Below are 22,484 nucleotides of genomic sequence, written 5' to 3'. Positions count from 1 at the left end.
ATCAGGCGCGCAGCCGCGTGCCCTCTGGGTCGAAGAACGGTATCGGCGCCACAACGGCGCGGGTCGGCTTGCCGTCAATGTCGATGCTGAGCTCCGTGCCGATGGCAGTGAACGGCAGCCGCAGATGCGCGGTCGCCAGCACCTTGCCCAGCGAATAGCCGTGATCGCTGTAGGTGACGACGCCGGCGTCCTCACCATCGGCCAAAACCCTGGCATCCGTGGCAGCAGGCCTGTCGCCTTCGAGGATCAGCCCGGTCCACCGCTCGTCGAGCCCCTTGTCGCGAATCTTGAGCAGCGCATCGCGGCCGATGAAATCGCCCTTGTCGAACTTGATCCAGCGATCGAGCCCGACATGGAACGGCGTGCGGCTCTCGTCCATGTCGATGCCATGCGCCGGATAGGCTTTCTCCAGCCCGAGCGTGAACATCGCCAGCACGCCGTAAGGTTTTAGCCCGAAATCGGCACCGGTCCGCATCAGCGCATCCCAGACGGAAGTCGCCTCGTCGGCCGGCACGAACAGCTCGAAGCCGAGCTCGCCGGTCACGCCGGTGCGCGAGATCAGCACCTTGGTCTCGCCGATCCGCCCTGCGGTGAACGCCCAGCGCTTCAGCCCGTCCAGATCGGCGTCCGACACCAGCGCCTTGAGCAACTCGCGCGATCGCGGCCCCTGTATGGTCGGGAAGGCGACGGCCGCAGTGATGTCGGTGACATAGGCCTTGCGACCCTGCGCATGCTGCTGCAGCCAGGGCAGCATCTTCAGCCGGTTGACCGAACCGGTCACCAGCATGAAATGCTCCGGCCCCAACCGGAACACGGTGAGATCATCCATGATGCCGCCATCCTCGCGGCAGACGGTGGAATAGCGCACCTGTCCCGGCTTCATCGCAGCCGCATCATTCACGATGACGTGGTTGACCAGCGCCTCGGCTTCCGGCCCCTTGATGTCCATCTTGCCCATGGTGCTGAGGTCCTGCACGCCGACATTCTTGCGCGTGTTCAGGTGCTCGTCGGCAATGCCGGAATAATATTTGGCCGAAACGAAGTTGCCGCCGACCCGGCCCATCGTGGCGCCGAGCCCAACGATGCTGTTGTAGAAAGGGGAGCGCCGCTCAACCAAGAAATCTCTCCGTTATCAAAGAAAAACGGCAGCGCCGGACGGCGCTGCCGAGGTCAGGCTTGGGAGGAAGGAAATTAACTTCCGTAGACGTCGAACGAGAAGTATTTGTCGTTGATTTCCTTGTATTTGCCGTTGGCGCGCAGCGCGTCGATCGCGGCATTGAACTTGTCGGCCAGCTCCTTGTTGCCCTTCTGCAGCGCGATGCCGACGCCGGGCCCGTGAGTGGCCGGATCGGCGGTCAGCGTGCCAAGCAATTTGCAGCAGGCGCCGTCGGGCTTCTTCAGCCACTCGGTCAGGATGATCGAGCCGTCCATCATCGCATCGAGGCGGCCATTGGCCATGTCGGTGCGGGCGTCGTCGCCGGTCGGATAGGCCTTCACGGTCGAGCCCGAGTATTTCTGCTCGGCGAAATTCTGGTGGATGGTGGCGCTCTGCACACCCAGCGCCTTGCCTTTCAGATCGTCGGGCGATGTCCCGGCAATGGTCGAATCCTTCGGCACGGCGATGGCCGGCGGCGTCTGATAATATTTATGCGTGAACTCCACCTTTTCGGCGCGCTCGGGAGTGATCGTGATGTTGATGATGGCATCGAACTTGCCGGCCTGCAGCGCCGGAATGGAACCATCGAAATCCTGCACGGAGAACTCGCACTCGGCCTTCATCTCGGCGCACAGCGCCTTGCCGAGGTCGATGTCGAAACCGCCCAGCGTGCCGTCCGAATTGGCATAGTTGAAGGGTGGATAGGCGCCTTCGGTGCCGATCCTGAGTTTCTCGGCAGAGGCCAAACCAGTGGCAAGCAGCAGGGCGGCGGAAGCGGCAAGCACGAAACGACCGAAAAGACGCATGTTCCTGATCTCCGTTGATCAGGGAAGTCTATGGTCTTTTACGGGCTCGACGGAGACGGAAACGACATGCTCTGCGGCGATCACGGCGCGGCGCGCTATCCTTCCCCGGGAAATCTTACTGTGATCTAAATTACAGACCGATCATGGACATCGGCGCATGCTCAGCCGGTAATAGATGGTCGTGGGAGGACCTGGGGATGGACCAGCAGGAATTCGTGCAGGAAGCCGCGCAACGGCGCATCGATGAAGACATCGCCAAGCGCATCAAGGTCCACCAGGCCAACATCGAGCGGCTCGAAACCGCAAGGGAAAGCGCCGGCAATCTCGAGGCGGCCGTTGCCAATCGCCCATTGGTGATGCTGGCGCAGGGCGATTCCTGGTTCGACTACCCGCTGACCGGCAACGGATTTCCCTTCGTCGACACCGACGTGATCGCGCAACTGCGCCGGATCGGCCCGATGCCGCCGACCATCCTCAACCTCGCCCATCATGGCGATGCGGCGACCGACGAGATGTCTCTGCCCAAGCAGCAACGGATGATTTCCGCCTTGCGCAACAAGGCGAACTGGCTGGACGGCAAGCCCGACGCCATCCTGTTCTCGGCTGGCGGCAACGACATTGCCGGCGACCAGTTCTGCATCTTCCTCGATTTCAATGACGGCCATGCCGCCGGGCTGAACAGGGACCGCTTCACCAAGGCGCTCGGCATGGTCGAGGCCTGCTATCTCGATCTGTTCGCGCTGCGCGACCGGGTCGCACCCGGCGTGCCGATCTTCGGCCATTGCTATGATTTTCCGATCCCGAACGGGGCGCATCCGTCCTGCGTCGGCCCGTGGCTGAAGCCGTCGCTCGATTTCTGCAACTGGTCGGTGGCCAAGGGCACGGTCATCGTTCACGACACGCTGGCGGCGTTCCGCGACGTGGTGAAGCGTCTAGCCGACGTGTCGGCAAACAATTTTCATCTGGTCGACACACAAGGTACGCTGAAACCGGCCGACTGGGCCAACGAGCTGCATCCCGATCCCGCCGGCTTCAAGAAGATCGCGCAGAAATTCGCCGATACACTCAAGGCGAAGTTGCAGGCTTGATGATTAGATGGGCTCTCGACGGCGCCAGCGCCGTCGAGCTCATTTGGCTCCGAACAGGTCCGTGGCTTGGTCTGCCGTATAATAGCCAAGCCTGACATCCTCGGCGACCAGTTTCGGGTCGCGCTCACGCGGATCGCCATAGCCGCCGCCGCCCGGCGTGCCGACCCGCACGCGGTCGCCGGCTTTCAAGGCAATATCCTGTTCCTTTGACAGGTGCGGCGGCACATGTTCCTCGCCGCCGCGGAACACGGTCACCGTGTTCACCGCGCCGTCCTTGCCGCCCAGCGCGCCTTGCGGGCCGAAGCGGCCGTGATCCATGACGAAGGACGCGCGCGCCTCGCCGCGCAGGATCTCGACCTCATAGGCCAGGCCAAAACCGCCGCGCTGCTTGCCGGCGCCGCCCGAGCCTTCGCGCAAGGCATAGTGGCGATAGAGCACGGGGAAAGCCTGCTCCATGATCTCGACCGGCGGCGACTTCGAAATGCCGATGGTCGAGCAGCCATTGGTCAGCCCGTCATGGCCTGAATTGCCGCCATAGCCGCCGCCGGAGATCTGGTACATGACATAGTCGCGGCCGCGTGCCGGATCGTTGCCGCCGAGCGCGAAATTGCCGCTGGAGCCGGCTGGCGCCGCGGTCACCTTCTCCGGCAATGCCTGCACCATTGCGGCGAACACCGCTTCAGCGATGCGCTGCGACACTTCGGCCGCACAGCCTGAAACCGGACGCGGATACTTTGCGTCGAGGAAGGTGCCTTCCGGCCGCTTGACGATCAATGGCTCGAAAGCCCCGGCGCTGATCGGCACGTCGGGGAAAATATGGCGCATGGCGAGGTAGACCGAGGACAGTGTCGTCGCCAGCACGCTGTTCATCGGCCCGGCGCAGGGCTTTGATGAGCCGGCAAAATCGAACGTCAGCGTGTCGCCCTTTTTCTCGACGGCGAGCGCGATGGTCAGCGGCTCGTTGACCACCCCGTCCGAGTCGACAAAGGCCTTCGAGCTATAAGTGCCGTCGGGAATGGCCGAAATGTTGGCGCGCATCTGTTCGGCGGCGCGGCGGCGCAGCTCGGCGATCGCCTCGACGACAGTTTCGTCGCCGTAACGATCCAGGATTCCGTTGAGCCGGTCCTGGCCGATCAACAGTGCCGCGGCCTGGGCGCGGATATCACCGATGCGCTGGTCGGCGACGCGGATGTTGGAACAGATGATGGCGTAGATTTCGGTGTCGAGCACGCCCTTCTTGAACAGTTTGACCGGTGGAAGCCTGAGGCCTTCCTGCTCGACCGCCGTCGCGGACGCAGAGAACCCGCCCGGCACCGAGCCACCGATATCGGGCCAGTGGCCGGTGTTCGATAGCCAGCAAAATATCTTGCCGTCGCGGTAGACCGGCATGGCGAAGCGCACATCCATCAGATGCGTGCCGCCGAGATAGGGATCGTTGACGATGTAGATGTCGCCCGGCTCTGGCGCCAGGCAACGGCCGTCGGCGATCATCTCGATTACCGTTTTCGTCGAATACTGCATGACGCCGACGAACACCGGCAGGCCTTGTGATCCTTGCGCGATCAGCGAGCCGTCGACCGCCGAATAGATGCCGTCGGAGCGGTCATTGGCCTCGGCAATAACAGGCGAGAAGGCCGCGCGGGAGAAAGTGAGATCCATTTCATCGCAGACCTGCTGCAGGGCAGCCTGTAGAACCGAAAGCGTAATGGCGTCGAGCTTTTGCATCTCAGGCCTCGCCGATGTCGATGATGATGTTGCCGTCGGCGTCCGACCTTGCGCGGTCGCCGGGTTCGAGCACGGTGGTGGCGTCCATCTGCTCAAGGATCGCCGGCCCCTCGATGACGGCATCGAGCGGCAGTTTTTCGCGCGCATAGACCGGCGTGTCGTGCCACTTTCCGGCATACCAGACCGGCCTGGTCTCGCGCAGCGCCTCGTCGAGCGTCCTGGCGCGGCCGGCCGGATCGATCAGCCGCGACAGGTCGATCGCCGGCCGCACGCCGGTCACCGAGGTGTTGAGATTGACCAGATTGGCGCGGATCTCCGGCAGTTCGACCTTGAAGCGGGCGAAATAGGCCTTTTCGAACAGTGCCTGCAGCTCTTGCCGCGTCACCGACGCAGACGGCAGCGGCACGTTGATGATGTGGGTCTGGCCGACGAACTGCATGTCTGCGGAATGGGTGACCCGGATCGTCTCCGGCTTCACCGCTTCCTTGCTGATCAGTTCCTCGCCTTCGCTGCGGTGCCGTTCCAGCACCTCGCGAAGCCTGGCTTCATCGAGCACGGCGACCGGCTGGTTGATGGTGTTGACGAAATCGTGGCGCAAATCGGCGACGACGCAGCCTAGCGCATTGGTGATACCGGGACGCGCCGGCACCAGCACGCGGGGCAGGCCGAGTTCGCGCGCCAGCGCCGATGCGTGCAGCGGTCCGGCGCCGCCGAAGGCGAACAGCGCGAAATCGCGCGGGTCATGGCCGCGCGACACCGAGACCATGCGGATGGCGCCGGCCATTTTCATGTTGCCGAGCCGCAGGATTGCGCCCGCCGCCTCGACGCCGGACAGCCCGGTGGCCTTGCCGATCTTGTCTTCGAAGATGCCGGTGACGCGCTCGACGGTGACCGGATTCTCGACCGCGAGCAGCTTCTTCGGCGCCAGCCGTCCGAGCACCAGATTGGCGTCGGTGATGGTCGGTTCCACGCCGCCGCGGCCATAGCAGATCGGGCCGGGATTGGCACCGGCACTTTCCGGGCCGATCTGGATCAGCCCGGCCGCGTCGACGCGCGCGATCGAACCGCCGCCGGCACCGACGGTGTGCACCGCCACCATCGGCACGTGGATCGGCATCGCATATTCGATCTCGATCTCGTTGGAGACGGCGGGCTCCGCGTTGCGGATCAGCGCCACGTCGGTCGAGGTGCCGCCCATATCGTAGGTGACCAGGTTTTCGAAGCCGGCGCGCTTGCCCGTATAGGCGGCCGCGATGACCCCTGACGCCGGGCCGGACATCACGGTCTTGGCCGATTCGCGGGTGACGAAGCGGGCCGAGATCATGCCGCCATTGCCGTTCATGATCAGGAAGTCGCGGGCATAGCCCTTGGCGGCCAATTCCTTGCGCAGCCGCTCGACATAGCGCTCGAGGATAGGCTGCACCGAAGCGTTGACCGCGGCTGTCACACCGCGTTCGAATTCGCGCGCTTCCGACAGCAGCGCGTGGCCGGTGGTGATGTAGCCATTCGGCCAGAGTTCGGCGGCGATCTCGGCCGCGCGCCGCTCATGCGCAGGGTTGGCGTAGGAATGCAGAAAATGGATGACGAGCGATTCGCAGCCGATGTCGACCAACGCCTTCACCGCCGCGCGCATCTCGGCCTCGTCGAGCGGCGTGCGCACCGCGCCCGAGGCCTCGACGCGCTCCGACACTTCGAACCGGAGATCGCGCGGGATGATCGGCACGAACGTGCCGGTCATGCCGTAGGGCTGTGGCCGTGTGCGGCGGCCAAGCTCGATCACATCGCGAAATCCCCTTGTGGTGATCATGCCGGTTTTCGCCAGCCGGCGTTCCAGCACCGCATTGGTGGTGGTGGTCGTGCCGTGCACGATGAGGTCGATGCCGTCTATGGCAAAGCCGGTGGCGCCAAGCGCTGAAACGACGCCGAAAGCCTGGTTGTCGACCGTGGTCGGCGTCTTGGCGATATGCACCTTTCCGCCGTCTTTTCCGTCGATCAAAATGAGGTCGGTAAACGTTCCGCCGACATCGATGCCGGCAACGACGTTACCCAGGGAATCCGGCTGTTGCACCGAAAAATTCTCTTTCATTGTCGAAACCCGAAATGGCAGGACTACGAATATGCCGCAGTTTGGAAAGCTGTTTTAGTGCGGTATCTTGACACAAATATCGTTTGTATACTAATAAATTTCGGACACAAGAGCTTACCGCTTTCGAGTGTGTGAACGGCACGCTGGGACCTGAACGGTCCGGGCGCGCAGGAAATGGTTTGGCGCCCGCATATGTGAGTGGGCAAGACAGAGTTGGATTTGATGAACACCACATCCGCATTCAACACGGCCGGCGCCCGTCCGCTGCAGTTCCCGATTCCGGCCAATGTCTATGCCGAAACCGTCGTCTCGGTGAAGCACTACACCGACCGCCTGTTCTCGTTCCGCATCACCCGTCCGCAGTCGCTGCGCTTCCGCTCCGGCGAGTTCGTCATGATCGGCCTGCCCAATGCCGAGAAGCCGGTGTACCGCGCCTATTCGGTGGCAAGCCCGGCCTGGGACGAGGAGCTGGAGTTCTTCTCGATCAAGGTGCCGGAAGGTCCGCTGACCTCCGAATTGCAGAAGATCCAGGTCGGCGACACCGTCATCATGCGCCAGAAGTCGACCGGCACGCTGGTCGTCGATGCGCTGACCCCGGCAAAGCGCCTGTTCATGATCTCGACCGGCACCGGTATCGCGCCCTTCGCCAGCCTGCTGCGCGACCCCGACACCTATGAGAAGTTCGACCAGCTCGTCCTGACCCACACCTGCCGCGACAACGCCGAACTGGTCTATGGCCAGGAGCTGGTGTCGGCGCTCGAAAGCGATCCGCTGATCGGCGAACTGACCACCGGTCGTGTCACCCTCTACAATTCGACCACCCGCGAAGAATCGGCGCGCATGGGCCGCATCACCGCGCTGATCGGCTCCGGCAAGTTCTACAGCGATCTCGGCATCGAGAAGCTCAATCCGGAAACCGACCGCATCATGATCTGCGGCTCGATGCATATGCTGAAGGACGTCAAGGAACTGGCCGAAAGCCTCGGCTTCCATGAAGGTTCGCTTAGCCATCCCTCGACTTTCGTCGTCGAGCGGGCCTTCGTCGGCTGAGAACTGCCGGCGCTTCGGCGCCGCCCTCTCTCGCATCGACTTTTGACCATGCGGTCAAAATTCAGCTGCTTTCGCCGCCTTTTTCCGCTATGACCGTTTGAAGGACTCGTGAAGCGATGCTTCACGGGCTATCTTCGGTGCGTGTTGCCCCAAACCACCATAGGGTTGGGAGGAACGACACGCACCACGACGGAACGTCGTCGAGCGAAAGGGCAGGAGATGAGCAGCACAATCCGCGAAGCCGATCTCGGCGCGTCCAAGGTTACGCCGCTACCCGCGCGCGCCGCCGCCAACACGCCTGTCCCGCAAAGCCACAGCATTGCCCGCAACACTGGCATGCGGCTCGATCTCGGCTTTATGGAATCGGTGCGTTCCGTCAACCGCTCGGCGCTGGAGCGCCGCGTCGCCAGCCTGACCAAAAGGCGCTCGATCAAGGCCGACAACCAGGCGGCATGGCTGTTGCGCGCCGTGTCCTGCATGGACCTGACGACGCTGAATTCCAACGACACAGAAGAACGCGTGCGCCGGCTCTGCGCCAAGGCGATCAACCCGTTCCGCCGCGACATCGTCGAGGGCCTCGGCATAGAGGGCGAGAAGATCCGCCCGGCCGCGGTCTGCGTCTATCATCCCTTCGTCGCCACCGCCGTTGATGCCGTGCGCGGCACCGGCATCCATGTCGCCGCCGTCTCCACCGCCTTCCCGCACGGCCTCGCACCGCTGTCGACGCGCCTGCAGGAGATCGAGGCTTCGGTGCGCGACGGCGCCGACGAGATCGACGTCGTCATCCCGCGCGGCCTGGTCTTCGGCGCCAAATGGCAAGAGCTTTACAACGAGATCGTCTCGATGCGCGAAGCCTGCGGCGATGCGCATTTGAAGGTCATTCTGGGCACCGGCGACCTTGCCACGCTGCGCAATGTCATGCTGGCTTCGATGGTGGCGATGATGGCGGGCGCCGATTTCATCAAGACCTCGACCGGCAAGGAAAGCGTCAACGCCACGCTGCCTGTCGGCCTCGCCATGGTGCGCGCCATCAGGGCCTATTTCGAAGAGACCGGCTTTCTCATCGGCTTCAAGCCGGCCGGCGGCATTTCCACCGCCAAGGCTTCGCTCGACTGGCTGGTGCTGATGAAGGAAGAGCTCGGACGGCCGTGGCTGGAGCCGGATCTGTTCCGCTTCGGCGCCTCGAGCCTGTTGACTGACATTGAGCGTCAGCTCGAGCATCACCTGACCGGGCATTATTCGGCCAATCACCGCCACGCCATGGCGTGAAGGCAGATCTCCCCCTCGTGGGCAGGGGAATCGCATACCTGGAGCGCGCCATGAACATCCTCGAACGCTATCACGCCATGGAATACGGTCCGGCGCCGGAAGCCCGCACCGAGGCCGATGCATGGCTCGCGGCGCGCGATTTCGGCAAGGCGCTGTTCATCGACGGTGCCTGGAAGGCCGCTGCCAGCGGCAAGACTTTTGACACAAGCGAGCCGTCCTCCGGCAAGCTGCTGGCCAAGATCTCCGATGCCGGCGCCGCCGATATTGACGCAGCCGTTGCCGCGGCCACCAAGGCGCTGCCGAAATGGAGCGCCAGCTCGGGTTACCAGCGCGCCAAGGTGCTCTATGCCATCGGCCGCGCCATGCAGCGTCATCAACGCCTGTTCGCGGTGCTTGAAACAATCGACAACGGCAAGCCGATCCGCGAAAGCCGCGACATCGACGTGCCGCTCGCCATCCGCCATTTCATCCACCACGCCGGCTGGGCGCAGGCGCTGGACAAGGATTTCCCCGGCCACAAGGGCGTCGGCGTCGTCGGCCAGATCATCCCGTGGAATTTCCCGCTCTTGATGCTGGCGTGGAAGATCGCGCCCGCCCTTGCCGCCGGCTGCACGGTGGTGCTGAAGCCGGCCGAGTTCACGCCGCTCACCGCCATTCTGTTTGCCGAAATCTGCGAGCGCGCCGGCGTGCCCAAGGGCGTCGTCAACATTGTCCAGGGCGGGCCCGAAGCGGGCGTGGCCATCGTCAACCATCCCGGCATCCAGAAGATCGCCTTCACCGGCTCCTCCGAGGTCGGCAAGATCATTCGCAAAGCCACGGCCGGCTCCGGGAAAAAAATATCGCTGGAGCTTGGCGGCAAGTCGGCCTTCATCGTCTTCGAGGACGCCGATCTCGACAGCGCGGTCGAAGGTCTGGTCGACGGCATCTGGTTCAACCAGGGCCAGGTCTGCTGCGCCGGTTCGCGGCTTCTGGTGCAGGAAGGCATTGCCGAAGCCTTGATCGCCAAGGTCAAAGTCAGGATGAGCCGGTTGCGCGTCGGCAGTCCGCTCGACAAGAACACCGACATCGGCCCGCTGGTCGACGCCACGCAGCTCGACCGCGTCAAGGGCCTGGTCGCCGAGGGCGCCAGGCAAGGCGCCGTCTGCTGGCAGCCGGATGCCGCGCTGCCATCTTCCGGCTACTACCATCTGCCGACGCTCGCCACCGGTGTTGCGCCGGCTAACATATTGGCGCAGGAAGAGGTGTTCGGTCCGGTTCTGGCCACCATGACGTTCCGCAACACCGAGGAAGCGATCGAGCTTGCCAACAACACCCGCTATGGCTTGGCCGCCTCGGTGTGGAGCGAAAACACCAACCTCGCGCTGCATGTCGCGCCGCAGCTGAAGGCCGGCGTCGTCTGGGTCAACGGCACCAACATGTTCGACGCCGCTTGCGGCTTCGGCGGCTACCGCGAAAGCGGCTTTGGCCGCGAAGGCGGGCGCGAGGGCATGTTCGAGTATTTGTCGGCGAAACTGCCACTTGGCCCTGTCATCAAGCCCACGACGTCTTCGGCGCAGCCGGTCGAGCAGGCGGACGGCGGCGCCATCGATCGTACGGCAAAGCTGTTCATCGGCGGCAAGCAGGTCCGGCCGGACGGCAATTATTCGCTCAGCGTTGCCACCGCCAAGGGCAAGCTCGCCGGCGAAGTCGGCCTCGGCAGCCGCAAGGACATCCGCGACGCCGTTTCCGCCGCTCGTGCCTGCAAGGCCTGGCCGGAGGCGACCGCCTACAACCGTTCCCAGGTGCTTTACTACTTGGCCGAAAATCTGTCCGGTCGTGCTGGCGAGTTCGCCGCGCGCCTGACCGAACTCACCGGCGCCAACGCCAAGGCCGCCCGGGAAGAAGTGGAACATTCCATAGAGCGGCTGTTCCTTTATGCCGGCCTTGCCGACAAGTTCGAGGGCAGGGTGCATCAGCCGCCGGCCCGCGCCGTGACGCTGGCGCTGCACGAGCCGGTCGGCGTCGTCGGCATCGTCGCGCCTGATAGCGCGCCGCTGCTCGGGTTTATCTCGCTGGTGGCGCCGGCGCTGGCCATGGGCAACACCGTGGTCGCCGTGCCGTCGGAAAAATACCCGCTGCTCGCCACCGATCTCTACCAGGTGATCGAATATTCCGACGTTCCGGCCGGCGCCATCAACATCGTCACCGGCCGCACGGCCGAGCTGGCCGGCGTTCTGGCCAAGCATGACGATGTCGACGGGCTCTGGCTGTTCGCCGATGCCGACACCTGCGCCAAGGCGGAGGCCGATTCCATCGGCAACCTCAAGCGCGTCTGGACCGGCAATGGCCGCAGCCTTGACTGGACGTCCGACGAAACCGCCGGCGACGCCTTGCTGCGTCGTGCCGTCGAGGTCAAGAACGTCTGGGTGCCTTACGGCGATTGAACGTCGCTAAGGCGCGTTGCGTTTGGACGAACGAAGGCCGCGCGACAAGTTGCCCGGTTGTCATACAAGCTGTTGCATCGGGGCTTGCGATGTGTATTACATCGGCTGTCGTGAAGGTGATCGCGTTCGGGCTTGACGCCCGGACACATGTTCTTTAACCAGAAAAAACATATATTATTCGTGAACTGATGGATCGTGCAGGCCGCATAGTCGCGCCTGTCTGGCACAGGACGCCTTGGTCGGCCGTCAGTAAATCGGGCTGAACCCTGGGAAAGCGGCACAAGGGCCGAGGAGAAAAGCATGGCGGATCTGGCAGGCAAGGTCGTTGTCGTCACGGCGGCGGCGCAAGGCATCGGCAAGGCGAGCGCGCTGGCCTTCGCCAAGGCAGGCGCCGTCGTCCATGCCACCGACATCAACGAGGCGCTGCTGGCCGAACTCGCCAAGTCATCCGGCATCAAGACCCGCAAGCTCGATGTGCTCAATGATGATGCCGTGACATCGGGCTTTGCCGAAATCGGCCGCGTCGACGTGCTGTTCAACTGCGCCGGCTTCGTCCATTCCGGCTCGATCCTCGAGATGAAGGATGCCGATCTCGATTTCGCCTTCAACCTCAACGTCCGCGCCATGATCCGTACCATTCGGGCTGTGCTGCCCGGCATGCTCGAGCGTGGCGACGGCTCGATCATCAACATGTCTTCGGTCGCCGGCGCCGGCAAGGGCGTGCCCAACCGCTTCGCCTATGGCGTCACCAAGGCGGCCGTGATCGGCCTGACCAAGGCGGTCGCCGCCGACTATGTCGCCAAGGGCATTCGTTGCAACGCCATCTGCCCCGGCACTGTCGAAAGCCCGTCGCTGCAGGACCGCATGCACGCGCAGGGCGATTATGACGCCGCCCGCGCCGCCTTCATCGCCCGTCAGCCAATGGGCCGTCTCGGCACGCCCGAGGAAATCGCCGACCTAGCCGTCTATCTCGCCGGCGCCACCTACACGTCGGGGCAGGCCTACAATATCGACGGTGGCTGGTCGATCTGAGCAATTCTCGATCCGACGATCCGGGATAGAGCAGTCCTAAAGTCCGGCTTGCCCTAGGTCGGATCCGATAGCCAGAGTCCGCCCCGATCCCTCGTCGCTTTGGCTGAGTGAGTTTGAAAACGGCCTTGGGCCGCAATTTGGAGAGCAAGATGAAACTGCTGCGCTATGGCGAGACAGGGAACGAACGCCCCGGTCTGCTCGATGCGGATGGAACGATCCGCGATCTTTCAGGTCATGTCTCCGACATTGCCGGCAAGGCGCTCGATCCGGCGTCGCTCGAGACATTGTCGAAGCTCGATCCGAAGTCGCTGCCGGCGGTGTCCGGCAAGCCGCGGCTCGGCGCCTGCGTTGCCGGCACGGGTAAATTCATCTGCATCGGCCTGAACTATTCCGACCACGCCGCCGAAACCGGCGCCACCGTGCCGCCGGAGCCGATCATCTTCATGAAGGCCAGCTCGGCCATTGTCGGCCCGGACGACGACGTGCTGATCCCGCGCGGCTCGGAAAAGACCGACTGGGAGGTCGAGCTCGCCGTGATCATCGGCAAAACGGCGAAATACGTCAGCGAAGCCGACGCGCTGGACTATGTCGCCGGCTATGCCGTCGCCCATGACGTGTCCGAGCGCGCCTTCCAGGCCGAGCGCCAGGGTCAGTGGACCAAGGGCAAGAGCTGCGACACGTTCGGCCCGACCGGCCCGTGGCTGGTCACCAAGGACGAGGTGCCGGATCCGCAGAACCTGAAGATGTGGTTGACCGTCAACGGCAAGACCATGCAGAACGGCTCGACCAAGACCATGGTCTACGGCGTCGCCTATCTCGTCTCCTATCTCAGCCAGTTCATGTCGCTGCATCCCGGCGACATCATCTCCACCGGCACGCCCCCCGGCGTTGGCCTCGGCATGAAGCCGCCGGTGTTCCTGAAGGCCGGCGACGTGGTGGAACTCGGCATCGAAGGGCTCGGCCAGCAGAAGCAGACCTTCAAGGCGGATATCTAGCCGCCTCTTTTCCTGAATCTGCTTGCCCGACGGCTACGGCTTGACGGAGCCGCCGGGCGAGGGGCCACCCATTCCACCGGGCGCTCCAGGGCCACCCGGTGACCCGGCGGGTGTGTCGACACCACCCGTCCCGCCAGGCCCACCGACGCCATCCTGTGGCCCGGTGGCTGGGTTGGCCGGGACATCACCGCTGGCGCGTTGAGCGGGTACGCCGGGTTGGTCCGGCGACTGGCTGCTTCCGGCCTGCCGAGATGCCGAGACAACATGCCCCTCCCTGTCGAAGCGGACGTCGAGGAACGCCCGGACAATACCTGCCGGTTTCGGTTCGTCAGTCCGGTCGTCCAGAGCAACGCCCAGGCCTGATTTGAGCCGTCGCCCCTGACGTTGCAGGAAGGTCTCGTAAAGGACGCCGCCGACGCGGCGGTGGGGGATCGGCGTTTCCGCCGCCAGATGCAGCACCTTGTATCCGTCCGGTGCCTTGGCCAGGGCAACTTCGACGCGCCGGTTTGCAAATTTCGACGATTGCGATCCGACCTTGAGCCGACCGACCAGCAGCGCGCCTGACTTTGCGATCGCCAGCCCGCGCACCAGATACTGCGTTTCATCAGGCCTGGCCTCAATCAGGCTGGCGACGATCTTCCCGTCGGGCCGGCGGATGCCGAAGACGGCGATGACATCGCCGGGCCTGATCCTGGACCGCCTGGGGAGGTGAGCGATGTCGACCTGTTGTCCCAGGATCGACAAGGAGCCGGCAGTCACGCGATCAACAGGTCCGACCACCTCGCTGGTGACGTGGATCGCGCGAGTGACCGTGCGACCGCCCACCACCATCACCGCGACCCGCACGACATGCCCTATCTTCAGCCTGCTTGCCGTGACGCGGGTGCCGTCGATCCATACCGGCACATCAGGGGAATAGCCGACGCGAACGCCGTTGACGAAAATACTGCCGAAACGCTGGACGGTTCCAACGATGCCGGTGCCGCCAATCCCCTGATCGCTGTCGGTCCCCGCCGTCCAGCCGGTGCCGCCGATGCCCTGGTCCTTCGAAGCTTCCCCCGCGCCGGCAGCCATGCCGCGCAACAGCGCCGGCAAGGCGGCTCCCAACATCAGGAGGCCGCGCCTTGTCAGGCTCCGGCTCATGCGGCGTCTCCGTCGTCATCCTTGCGCTGCGGCGCGTCTTCGGCAACCAGCGACGTCCCGTCCGCGGTGAGGATATAGACGCCGCAATTCCACCGGCTGTTGCCGCCGGCATCGGTCTGGACAGCCTGGTTTGCATGCTTGTTCAGGTGCAGCAGCATGTCGATCGCGAGTTTGCGGCTGTAGGCCTCCAGCGATCTGGCCAGGTCTTCGGACAACCCGTCATAGTGGACGGCGCGCTCGAGGAACGGCGGATTGTCGGCCAGCACGTTTTCGACAGCCGCAGTGGCGTGGTCGCCGAGATTGCGGGCAAAATAATAGAGCCGGACCTCGCCGTCCTCGCGCGGCACCATTGCCCTTTCCAGGAGGACGATACGGTCCTTCTCGTCGATCTCGACGAGCTTGCGGTCGAGCCAGTCGTCGAGGACGGCCCTTGGCCGCAAATCGCGCGTCACCGACTCCACCAGGCCGGCAAAGGAAGCCTCTCCGGCCTCGCTCGCGCGCGGCAAAGGCAACGGCACCCCTTTGGCATCGACAAAGGCCGGATCGGCAAGCCAGCGCGCGACGATGGCGCTGGTCCTCGACACGGACTCGGGCACCACTCGAACCGGCGCGCCCGCTCCTCTTAGCCGGCTGACTTCCTTTCGGTGAACGCCTGTCAGCAGGCTGACCCTGCTGTCCGTCTGCTGCTTGTCGGGCAGTGCGAATTCATGCTCGGCGACATTGACGTAGAGCTGGCGCAGCAGATCGACGAAGGTCGGAAACGTCACCCCGCAGCGGATCGCCAGCCGCACCAACGGACGAAGCAGCCGGTTCAACGCACCCTGGACCCCGGCGCCATCCAGATTTTGCCCCCCTGATCTGTCCATCGCCCTGTCCTTCACTAGCTGATCACGAAATCGACCGTCCCTCCCTCAAAAGACGCTCGCCGAACCTACCGCGTGGGAAATGTCTCCACAAGGGCGACCCGAGTCCGGCGTCTGAGTTGACACGTGTGAATTTTTCCCACATGTTCGACTTCATCGTGGAATCATGGCAAGGGGCGCTCTGCAACCACGGCACAGGAGAGGTTTTTGAAGAAGACTTATGTAACGCCTGTTCTAGGCAGGCTTGGCGGCAAACCACAAAGAACCTCTGCCGATTCCATTTCTGAAAAAATCCCCCATACGAACCTTGCTGTTGCCGGAGAGATTGTTGCCATGGTGCAAACGACTGAACTCGACCCGATTGTGTCCGTTGCCGCCGGCGTTGTGTCGGCCTATATTGCCAACAACTCTCTCCCCGCCGCCGACCTGCCTGGTTTCATTGGCCAGGTTTACAGCTCGCTCAAGCATCTCGCGGATGGGTCGCCCGCCCCCCGGGCCAGCGAACTCAAGGCTGCAGTTCCGGTCAAGAAATCCATCACGCCCGACTTCATTTTCTGCCTTGAGGACGGCAAGCCGTTCAAATCATTGAAGCGGCATCTCAGCGTGCATTACGGCCTGACGCCGGATCAATATCGAACGAAGTGGAGCCTGCCTCCCGAGTACCCGATGACGGCGCCGAACTATTCCTCAAAGCGCTCGACGCTGGCCAAGTCCATGGGTCTCGGCCAGAAGCCGAGATAGATCGGCCAAGATAGATCGCGCTGCGGGGTGGCGCCTCTCGTCAGCGCCAGCCGAGAGCCGGCGCGACGTGCTTCAGGATAGCCTCGATGACGTGGGCATTGTACTCCACGCCGAGCTGGTTGGGGACGGTCAGAAGCAGCGTGTCGGCCTCGGCGATCGCTTCGTCCTCTTTCAGCTGCTTGACCAGCACATCAGGCTCGGCGGCGTAGGTACGACCGAAAACGGCGCGCTTCTCGGGTTCGATGTAACCAAAGTGGTCCTCGCTGTCGTTGCCGCCGAAATAGGCGCGGTCGCGGTCATCGACCAGCGCGAAGATGGAGCGGCTGACCGACACACGCGGCTCGCGCGCATGCCCGGCTTCCTTCCACGCCGCGCGGAAGGCGCGGATTTGTTCGGCCTGCTGGATGTGCAGCGGCTGGCCGCTCTCGTCGAACTTCAGCGTCGAGCTTTGCAGGTTCATGCCGAGCTTGGCCGCCCATTCGGCAGTGGCGTTGGTGGCGGCGCCCCACCAGATCCGGTCACGCAGGCCGGCCGAGAACGGTTCGAGGCGCAGCATTCCCGGCGGATTGGGAAACATCGGCCGCGGATTGGGCTGCGCAAAGCCTTCGCCGCGCAGCACGTTCAGGAAAACCTCGGCATGGTTGCGCGCCATGTCGGCGTCGCTCTGCCCCTCCTGCGGCACGTAGCCGAAGTAGCGCCAGCCGTCGATCACCTGCTCCGGCGAGCCGCGGCTGATGCCGAGCTGCAGCCGGCCGCCGGCGATCAGGTCGGCAGCACCCGCATCCTCGGCCATATACAGCGGATTTTCATAGCGCATGTCGATGACGGCGGTGCCGATCTCGATGCGGCTGGTGCGGGCGCCGACAGCGGCCAAAAGCGGATAGGGCGAAGCAAGCTGGCGGGCAAAGTGATGCACGCGAAAATAGGCGCCGTCAGCGCCAAGCTCCTCGGCGGCCACCGCCAGGTCGATCGACTGCAAAAGCGCATCGGCGGCCGAGCGCGTCTGCGATTGCGACGAGGGCGACCAATGGCCGAAGGAAAGAAAGCCGATCTTTTTCATGCGCGCATCCTGTTCTTTGCAGGTCCCTACTTCGTCGCCCGTGCGATTGGGTTCAATCGACTCTCACGCGACGCAGTGTCAATGGCGCCGACCCTTGACGGTTTCGCGACGATACCCATCCGCGTGCAAGGCACCAGGATTGTTAGCCAGCGGACATCGAACCGGATCCGCCGCGTTCTTTTGGGCCAAATGAACCAAGGAAAGGCGATGTGCCGCAAACTCCATTCGCTTGACGGGCTGGTTTTGAAATCTTCTCGCTCATTTAATTCTACAAAATCGGTAGCCTTAATGCACATACGATCGTGTAAGGAGCCGCAAAATGTTAAAAAAGCTCGTGGTGGGGTTGTCTGGCAACCTGACCCGTCCGTCCAAGACCAAGGCTTTCGTCGGCCACATCGCCGGTGAAGTGGCGAGCCGTGCCGGTGCTGCTTTGAGCGTTTTCGACATCGAGGACCTCGGCCCGTCCTTTCCGCTCGCAAAGAAACTTGACGATCTCGACCCGGCGGCCCGCGCCATTGTTGACCAGCTGTTGGCCGCCGACGTGCTGGTGGTCGGCTCACCGACCTTCAAAGGCAGCTATACCGGGCTGTTCAAGCATTTCTTCGACCTGCTCGACCCATCATCGCTGCGCGGCAAGCCGGTCATCCTCGCGGCGACCGGCGGCGGCGAGCGCCATTCGCTTGTCGTCGAGCATCAGTTGCGGCCGCTGTTCGGCTTCTTCGAAGCGCAGACCTTGCCGACCGCGATCTACGCCTCAGACAAGGATTTCGCCAATGGCGTGCTGGTGTCCGAAGCCGTCCAGGCGCGAGCCCGGCAGGCGGTGGCCGAGGCATGCCGCGTGGCCGGCGTGCCCTACAGCGTCGTCCGTGCCGCCTGAAGATCAGCAACGCAACATTCCTTCCCGCATAGACCAGAAGGACGTCTGCAATGACCAGAGCCAGCAAATCCCAGAGCAAGCCGCGGCAGATCAAGCTCGGCGCCTTCCTGCCCGGCGGCGGGCAGCATATTGCCGCCTGGCGCCATCCCGATGCGCCGGCCGACGGCGCCACCAATTTCGAGTTCCACAAGCAGCTGGCGCTGACCGCCGAGCGCGGGCTGTTCGACGCCTATTTCCTGGCTGACAATCTCACCGTCGGCCTCGGCGCCCGCGAAGGCGGCAATGCCAAGATCGCCGGCTTCGAGCCGGTGACGCTGTTTGCGGCGCTGGCGCCATTGACCACGCATCTCGGCTTCATCGCCACGGCCTCCACCACCTATGAAGAGCCCTATACGCTTGCCCGCAAATTCGCGTCGCTCGACCTGCTGTCGAACGGCCGCGCCGGCTGGAACGTGGTGACGTCGGCCGGCGACGAAACGGCGCGCAATTTCAACCGCGACGTCCAGCCCAACCATGCCGAGCGCTATGCCAGGGCGCATGAGCATGTCGAGACGGTCAAGGCGCTGTGGGACAGCTGGGAGGATGACGCCTTCATCCGCGACAAGCAGTCGGGCCGCTTCTACGACAAGGACAAGTTGCACGACATCGACCACACGGGCGAGCATTTCAGCGTCAAGGGTCCGCTCAACGTGCCGCGCCCGGTACAGGGACATCCGGTTGTCGTACAAGCCGGGCAGTCGGAAGATGGACGCGGGCTTGCCGCACACTCGGCCGAAGTCATCTTCACCGCCCATCAGAAGCTCGAGACGGCGCAGGAATTCTACCGCGACATCAAGGCTCGCGTGGCGCAAGTCGGCCGCGATCCTGACCAGGTGGTGATCATGCCCGGCGTCGCGCCCTTCGTCGGGCGCACCGAGGAAGAAGCCCGCGCCAAATACCAGCAGCTCAACGACCTCATCCTGCCAGAGGACGGTGTCGCGCTGCTCAACGGGCTTGCCGGACAGACGCTCGACATCAGGGGCTATCCGCTCGACGGCCCGCTGCCACCGAGCAAGGAAACCGAAGGCATGAAGAGCCGTCAGGCGCTGATCCGGCAGATCGCCGACGAGCACAACTTCACCATCCGCCAGCTCTACCAATGGGTGGCGACGGCGCGCGGCCACTACACCATCGTCGGCAGCGTCACGCAGGTCGCCGACCAGTTGGAGGAATGGTTCACCAGCGAGGCGGCCGACGGCTTCAACATCCTGCCGCCCTGGCTGCCCGGCGCGCTCGACGATTTCGTCGACCTCGTCATTCCCGAACTGCAACGGCGCGGCCTGTTCCGCACCGCTTATGAAGGCCGCACATTGCGCGAGAATCTCGGTCTCAGGCGCCCGGAAAATCCATGGACCGTCGCCCGCTCGACCGTCCTTGCCGCCGAATGATCCTCGTAGCTGAAGGGATGACGCGATGACATTGCAGCACATCGATCGGCCGATCACCATCCGCGCCAGTCGCGGCGAAAGCGGGCTCGGCGACGACTTTCTCCGCCTCGGCGGCAGGGCGGCTGTCCGCTTCCTGTCGCGCTACGGTGTGCTGGTCGGCTTCCTCGCGCTCTGGCAGGTGGCGAGCAGCGTCGGATGGGTCAACGCGGCGGTTCTGCCGCCGCTCGACATGATCATAGCAGCGCTCTGGAAGGGGCTTGCCGGCGGCAGCCTGCTCGGCGACATCGCCATCAGCCTGCAGCGCGCCGGCATTGCCTTTGCGGCGGCCGTTGCGGTTGCCATCCCGCTCGGCCTGTTCATGGGTCAGGTGCGCACGGTCGAAACCGCGCTCGATCCGATCCTGCAGGTGTTCCGGCAGACGTCGGCGCTGGCGCTCTACCCGGTGTTCATCCTGCTGCTCGGGCTGGGCGAAACCTCGAAGATCTTCGTCATCTTCTGGGCGACGCTGTTTCCGCTGCTGCTCAACACCACCAGCGGCGTCAAGGAAGTCGATCCCAAACTGCTCGAAATGGCCCGCGTCTACGGCGCGAGCCGGCTCACCGTGTTTCGCCGCGTCGTGCTGCCGGGCGCCGTACCGTCGATCTTCGTCGGCTTGCGGCTGAGCGCCACCACGGCGTTGCTGCTCCTGATCGCGTCCGAGATGATCGGCGCCAACAAGGGCATCGGCTTCCAGGTGATGAACGCACAGTACAATTTCCAGATCCCGCTGATGTTTGCGGCAATCGTCATCCTCGCCGGACTCGGCCTGATCGCCAACCAGGCGCTGGTCGCGCTGCAGCGGCGGCTCTGCCGCTGGAGCAACCCCGTCAACTAGCAGTCCGTCCCTCACCCTCACTTAGGAAAGACCGGATCATGAAAATCACCCGCCGTTCCCTACTTGCCGGCGCACCGCTTGCCGCCGGCCTCATCGCCGCCGGCTTGCCACGCCTCGCCTTTGCCGAAGCGGCACCGGTAAAATTTCGCTATCTCGCCAGCCGTGGCAGCATCTCGCCGCATGAGCTGGCCGCCGAACTCGGCTATTACAAGGGGCTCGGCGTCGAGCTGGAGAATGTCGGCTATGCCTCGGGCGGACCGGAATCGCTGTTTGCGCTGTCCTCCGGCAGCGTCGACATCGGCTCGGCCGCCACCGCGGCGGTGATCAACTCGATCTCGGGCGGCAATGACTTCGTCGCGGCGTATCCGAGCAACGGCATCAACAAGGACGTAAAAAGCGTCTTCTACGTGCTGGAAGACAGCCCGATCAAATCGATCGCCGACATCGCCGGCAAGACCATCTCGGTCAACACGCTCGGCGCCCATCTCGACTATACGGTGCGCGAAGCCCTGCACAGCGTCGGCCTGCCGCCGACTGCCGCCAACCTCATTGTCGTGCCCGGGCCGCAGCTGGAGCAGACCTTGCGCTCGCGCCAGGTCGATATAGCGGGCCTAGGCTACTGGCAGGCAACGTTTGCCGGCGCGCTGGTCGCCAATGGCGGCGTTCGCGGCGTGTTCGACGATACCCAGGTGCTCGGCGAACTCGCCGGCGGCTTCGTCGTGCTCAGGCGCGACTTCATTGCCGCCAATCCGGATGCGGCGCGCAACTTCGTCCAACAGTCGGCGCGCGCTTCAGACTGGTCGCGCCAGAACCCGGATGAAGCCCGTAAGGTGCTGGCCAATATCCTCAACAAGCGCGGCGAAAACGGCGATCTCGCCAAATACTGGACCGGTTTCGGACTTCGCGATGGTGCGCAGGCGACCGACCACGACATCGATTTCTGGGTCGCCGTGCTGGAGCGCGACGGCCGTCTGGCAAAGGGCAAGCTGAAGGCCGCCGACATTCTGTACCGGCCCGGCGAAACCAAGACGAACTGAGCTCTGAAATAGCTGAGAGATGAGATGAACGGTTCCAACCGTGGAGGAGAGGTCTCGATCCGCGACCTCTCCAAATCATTCAGCCTCGGCGGGCGTCGGCTTGCCGTGTTGCGGACGCTCAACCTCGACATCCGTTCGGGGGAATGCTTGGTCATCGTCGGCGCCAGCGGCTCCGGCAAGACCACGCTGCTGCGCATTCTGGCCGGACTGGAGGCTGCCGACAGCGGCGCCGTCGCCATCGACGGCCAGCCAGTTCATGGCGTCGGCGCCGAGCGCGCCGTGATCTTCCAGGAACCGCGCCTGCTGCCGTGGCTCAGCGTGCTCGGCAATGTCGCCTTTGGCCTCGAAGTTCGCGGCGTGCCCAAAAGGCAAGCCGAGGAACGCGCCCGCTTCTACGTTGCGCTGGTCGGGCTTGCCGAATTCGCCGATGCTTTTCCGAGCCAGCTTTCCGGCGGCATGGCGCAGCGCGTCGGCATCGCCCGGGCGCTGACCGTCCAGCCCGAAATCCTTCTGCTCGACGAGCCGCTGGGAGCGCTGGACGCCATGACCAAGATCGGCATGCAGGAGGAACTGGCGCGCATCTGGAGCGAGGAGAACGTCACCATGGTGATGGTCACCCACGATCTGGAAGAGGCGATCTATCTGGCCGACCGCGTGCTGATCCTGCCCAAGGAGAAAGGCGGCGCGGCGCGATTGATCGACATCGACCTGCCACGCCCGCGCGAGCGCAGCGAAACCCGCTTCGTGCGCTATCGCGAAGAACTGCTGCGCGAATTCGGACTGCACTGATCGGGGCGGGCGCCAGCCGTGGGCTGACACAGGAGATTCGCTC

Annotated in this window: 19 protein-coding genes; 12 read left to right on the top strand and 7 right to left on the bottom strand. The window is 64.0% G+C overall.

What is annotated here, in order from left to right:
- Position 1: 1 nt before the first annotated feature.
- Positions 2 to 1,117, bottom strand: a complete 1,116-nt coding sequence (locus AC1DZ8_RS03635) for an aminomethyl transferase family protein (protein WP_477305986.1) — start codon at positions 1,115 to 1,117, stop codon at positions 2 to 4.
- Between the two features lie 74 nt (positions 1,118 to 1,191).
- The gene (locus tag AC1DZ8_RS03630; protein WP_477305984.1) at positions 1,192 to 1,962 is read right to left on the bottom strand and encodes an ABC transporter substrate-binding protein; all 771 of its coding nucleotides are present in this window, start codon (positions 1,960 to 1,962) and stop codon (positions 1,192 to 1,194) included.
- A 197-nt stretch (positions 1,963 to 2,159) separates the two neighbouring features.
- Here AC1DZ8_RS03630 and AC1DZ8_RS03625 point away from each other — a divergent pair, with 197 nt between their 5' ends.
- Positions 2,160 to 3,050: an SGNH/GDSL hydrolase family protein gene (locus AC1DZ8_RS03625; protein ID WP_477305982.1), complete on the top strand. Its 891-nt coding sequence runs from the start codon at positions 2,160 to 2,162 to the stop codon at positions 3,048 to 3,050.
- A 39-nt stretch (positions 3,051 to 3,089) separates the two neighbouring features.
- Here AC1DZ8_RS03625 and AC1DZ8_RS03620 read toward each other — a convergent pair whose 3' ends face one another.
- Positions 3,090 to 4,775 (bottom strand): hydantoinase B/oxoprolinase family protein, encoded by a 1,686-nt coding sequence (locus tag AC1DZ8_RS03620; protein ID WP_477305980.1) that lies wholly within the window; start codon positions 4,773 to 4,775, stop codon positions 3,090 to 3,092.
- A 1-nt stretch (position 4,776) separates the two neighbouring features.
- Positions 4,777 to 6,861 carry a hydantoinase/oxoprolinase family protein gene (locus AC1DZ8_RS03615; protein ID WP_477400319.1) on the bottom strand — a complete coding sequence of 695 codons (2,085 nt, stop codon included), beginning with the start codon at positions 6,859 to 6,861 and terminating at the stop codon, positions 4,777 to 4,779.
- A gap of 222 nt (positions 6,862 to 7,083) precedes the next feature.
- On the opposite strand from AC1DZ8_RS03615, the gene AC1DZ8_RS03610 reads away from it, so the two are divergent.
- The 5 genes from AC1DZ8_RS03610 to AC1DZ8_RS03590 all read left to right on the top strand — a co-directional run bounded on the left by AC1DZ8_RS03610 (position 7,084) and on the right by AC1DZ8_RS03590 (position 13,630).
- Complete coding sequence (locus AC1DZ8_RS03610) at positions 7,084 to 7,911, top strand: ferredoxin--NADP reductase (protein WP_477305976.1); 828 nt, start codon at positions 7,084 to 7,086, stop codon at positions 7,909 to 7,911.
- Between the two features lie 219 nt (positions 7,912 to 8,130).
- Positions 8,131 to 9,180 carry a deoxyribose-phosphate aldolase gene (gene deoC / locus AC1DZ8_RS03605; protein WP_477305974.1) on the top strand — a complete coding sequence of 350 codons (1,050 nt, stop codon included), beginning with the start codon at positions 8,131 to 8,133 and terminating at the stop codon, positions 9,178 to 9,180.
- 50 nt (positions 9,181 to 9,230) lie between these two features.
- Entirely contained in the window at positions 9,231 to 11,603 is a 2,373-nt protein-coding gene (locus AC1DZ8_RS03600; RefSeq protein WP_477305972.1) for an aldehyde dehydrogenase family protein, read from the top strand.
- Between the two features lie 300 nt (positions 11,604 to 11,903).
- Positions 11,904 to 12,635, top strand: coding sequence for an SDR family oxidoreductase (locus AC1DZ8_RS03595; RefSeq protein WP_477305970.1), 732 nt, complete (start codon positions 11,904 to 11,906; stop codon positions 12,633 to 12,635).
- A 149-nt stretch (positions 12,636 to 12,784) separates the two neighbouring features.
- The gene (locus AC1DZ8_RS03590; RefSeq protein WP_477305968.1) at positions 12,785 to 13,630 is read left to right on the top strand and encodes a fumarylacetoacetate hydrolase family protein; all 846 of its coding nucleotides are present in this window, start codon (positions 12,785 to 12,787) and stop codon (positions 13,628 to 13,630) included.
- 33 nt (positions 13,631 to 13,663) lie between these two features.
- On the opposite strand, the gene AC1DZ8_RS03585 is transcribed toward AC1DZ8_RS03590, so the two are convergent.
- Both AC1DZ8_RS03585 and AC1DZ8_RS03580 read right to left on the bottom strand, forming a co-directional pair.
- Positions 13,664 to 14,773 (bottom strand): DUF5666 domain-containing protein, encoded by a 1,110-nt coding sequence (locus AC1DZ8_RS03585; RefSeq protein WP_477305966.1) that lies wholly within the window; start codon positions 14,771 to 14,773, stop codon positions 13,664 to 13,666.
- Complete coding sequence (locus AC1DZ8_RS03580) at positions 14,770 to 15,639, bottom strand: DUF6502 family protein (RefSeq protein WP_477305964.1); 870 nt, start codon at positions 15,637 to 15,639, stop codon at positions 14,770 to 14,772. The genes AC1DZ8_RS03585 and AC1DZ8_RS03580 overlap by 4 nt, the downstream gene beginning before the upstream one ends.
- Before the next feature lie 330 nt (positions 15,640 to 15,969).
- On the opposite strand from AC1DZ8_RS03580, the gene AC1DZ8_RS03575 reads away from it, so the two are divergent.
- Positions 15,970 to 16,377, top strand: a complete 408-nt coding sequence (locus tag AC1DZ8_RS03575) for a Ros/MucR family transcriptional regulator (protein WP_477306136.1) — start codon at positions 15,970 to 15,972, stop codon at positions 16,375 to 16,377.
- 40 nt (positions 16,378 to 16,417) lie between these two features.
- Here AC1DZ8_RS03575 and AC1DZ8_RS03570 read toward each other — a convergent pair whose 3' ends face one another.
- Positions 16,418 to 17,437 carry an LLM class flavin-dependent oxidoreductase gene (locus tag AC1DZ8_RS03570; protein ID WP_477305962.1) on the bottom strand — a complete coding sequence of 340 codons (1,020 nt, stop codon included), beginning with the start codon at positions 17,435 to 17,437 and terminating at the stop codon, positions 16,418 to 16,420.
- Between the two features lie 319 nt (positions 17,438 to 17,756).
- On the opposite strand from AC1DZ8_RS03570, the gene msuE reads away from it, so the two are divergent.
- Genes msuE through AC1DZ8_RS03545 form a run of 5 tightly spaced genes read left to right on the top strand, consistent with a single transcriptional unit; the run spans position 17,757 to position 22,441 of the window.
- The gene (gene msuE / locus AC1DZ8_RS03565; protein ID WP_477305960.1) at positions 17,757 to 18,314 is read left to right on the top strand and encodes an FMN reductase; all 558 of its coding nucleotides are present in this window, start codon (positions 17,757 to 17,759) and stop codon (positions 18,312 to 18,314) included.
- A 50-nt stretch (positions 18,315 to 18,364) separates the two neighbouring features.
- Positions 18,365 to 19,741: an LLM class flavin-dependent oxidoreductase gene (locus AC1DZ8_RS03560; RefSeq protein WP_477400318.1), complete on the top strand. Its 1,377-nt coding sequence runs from the start codon at positions 18,365 to 18,367 to the stop codon at positions 19,739 to 19,741.
- A gap of 25 nt (positions 19,742 to 19,766) precedes the next feature.
- Positions 19,767 to 20,615, top strand: coding sequence for an ABC transporter permease (locus tag AC1DZ8_RS03555; RefSeq protein ID WP_477308821.1), 849 nt, complete (start codon positions 19,767 to 19,769; stop codon positions 20,613 to 20,615).
- A gap of 38 nt (positions 20,616 to 20,653) precedes the next feature.
- Positions 20,654 to 21,652: an ABC transporter substrate-binding protein gene (locus AC1DZ8_RS03550; protein WP_477308819.1), complete on the top strand. Its 999-nt coding sequence runs from the start codon at positions 20,654 to 20,656 to the stop codon at positions 21,650 to 21,652.
- 24 nt (positions 21,653 to 21,676) lie between these two features.
- On the top strand, positions 21,677 to 22,441 hold the full coding sequence (locus tag AC1DZ8_RS03545) for an ABC transporter ATP-binding protein (protein ID WP_477308817.1): 765 nt from the start codon (positions 21,677 to 21,679) through the stop codon (positions 22,439 to 22,441).
- The last annotated feature ends 43 nt before the right edge of the window (positions 22,442 to 22,484 follow it).

Source organism: Mesorhizobium sp. P2_F7, assembly GCF_056403695.1.
This window is presented reverse-complemented; position numbering and strand designations above follow the sequence as displayed.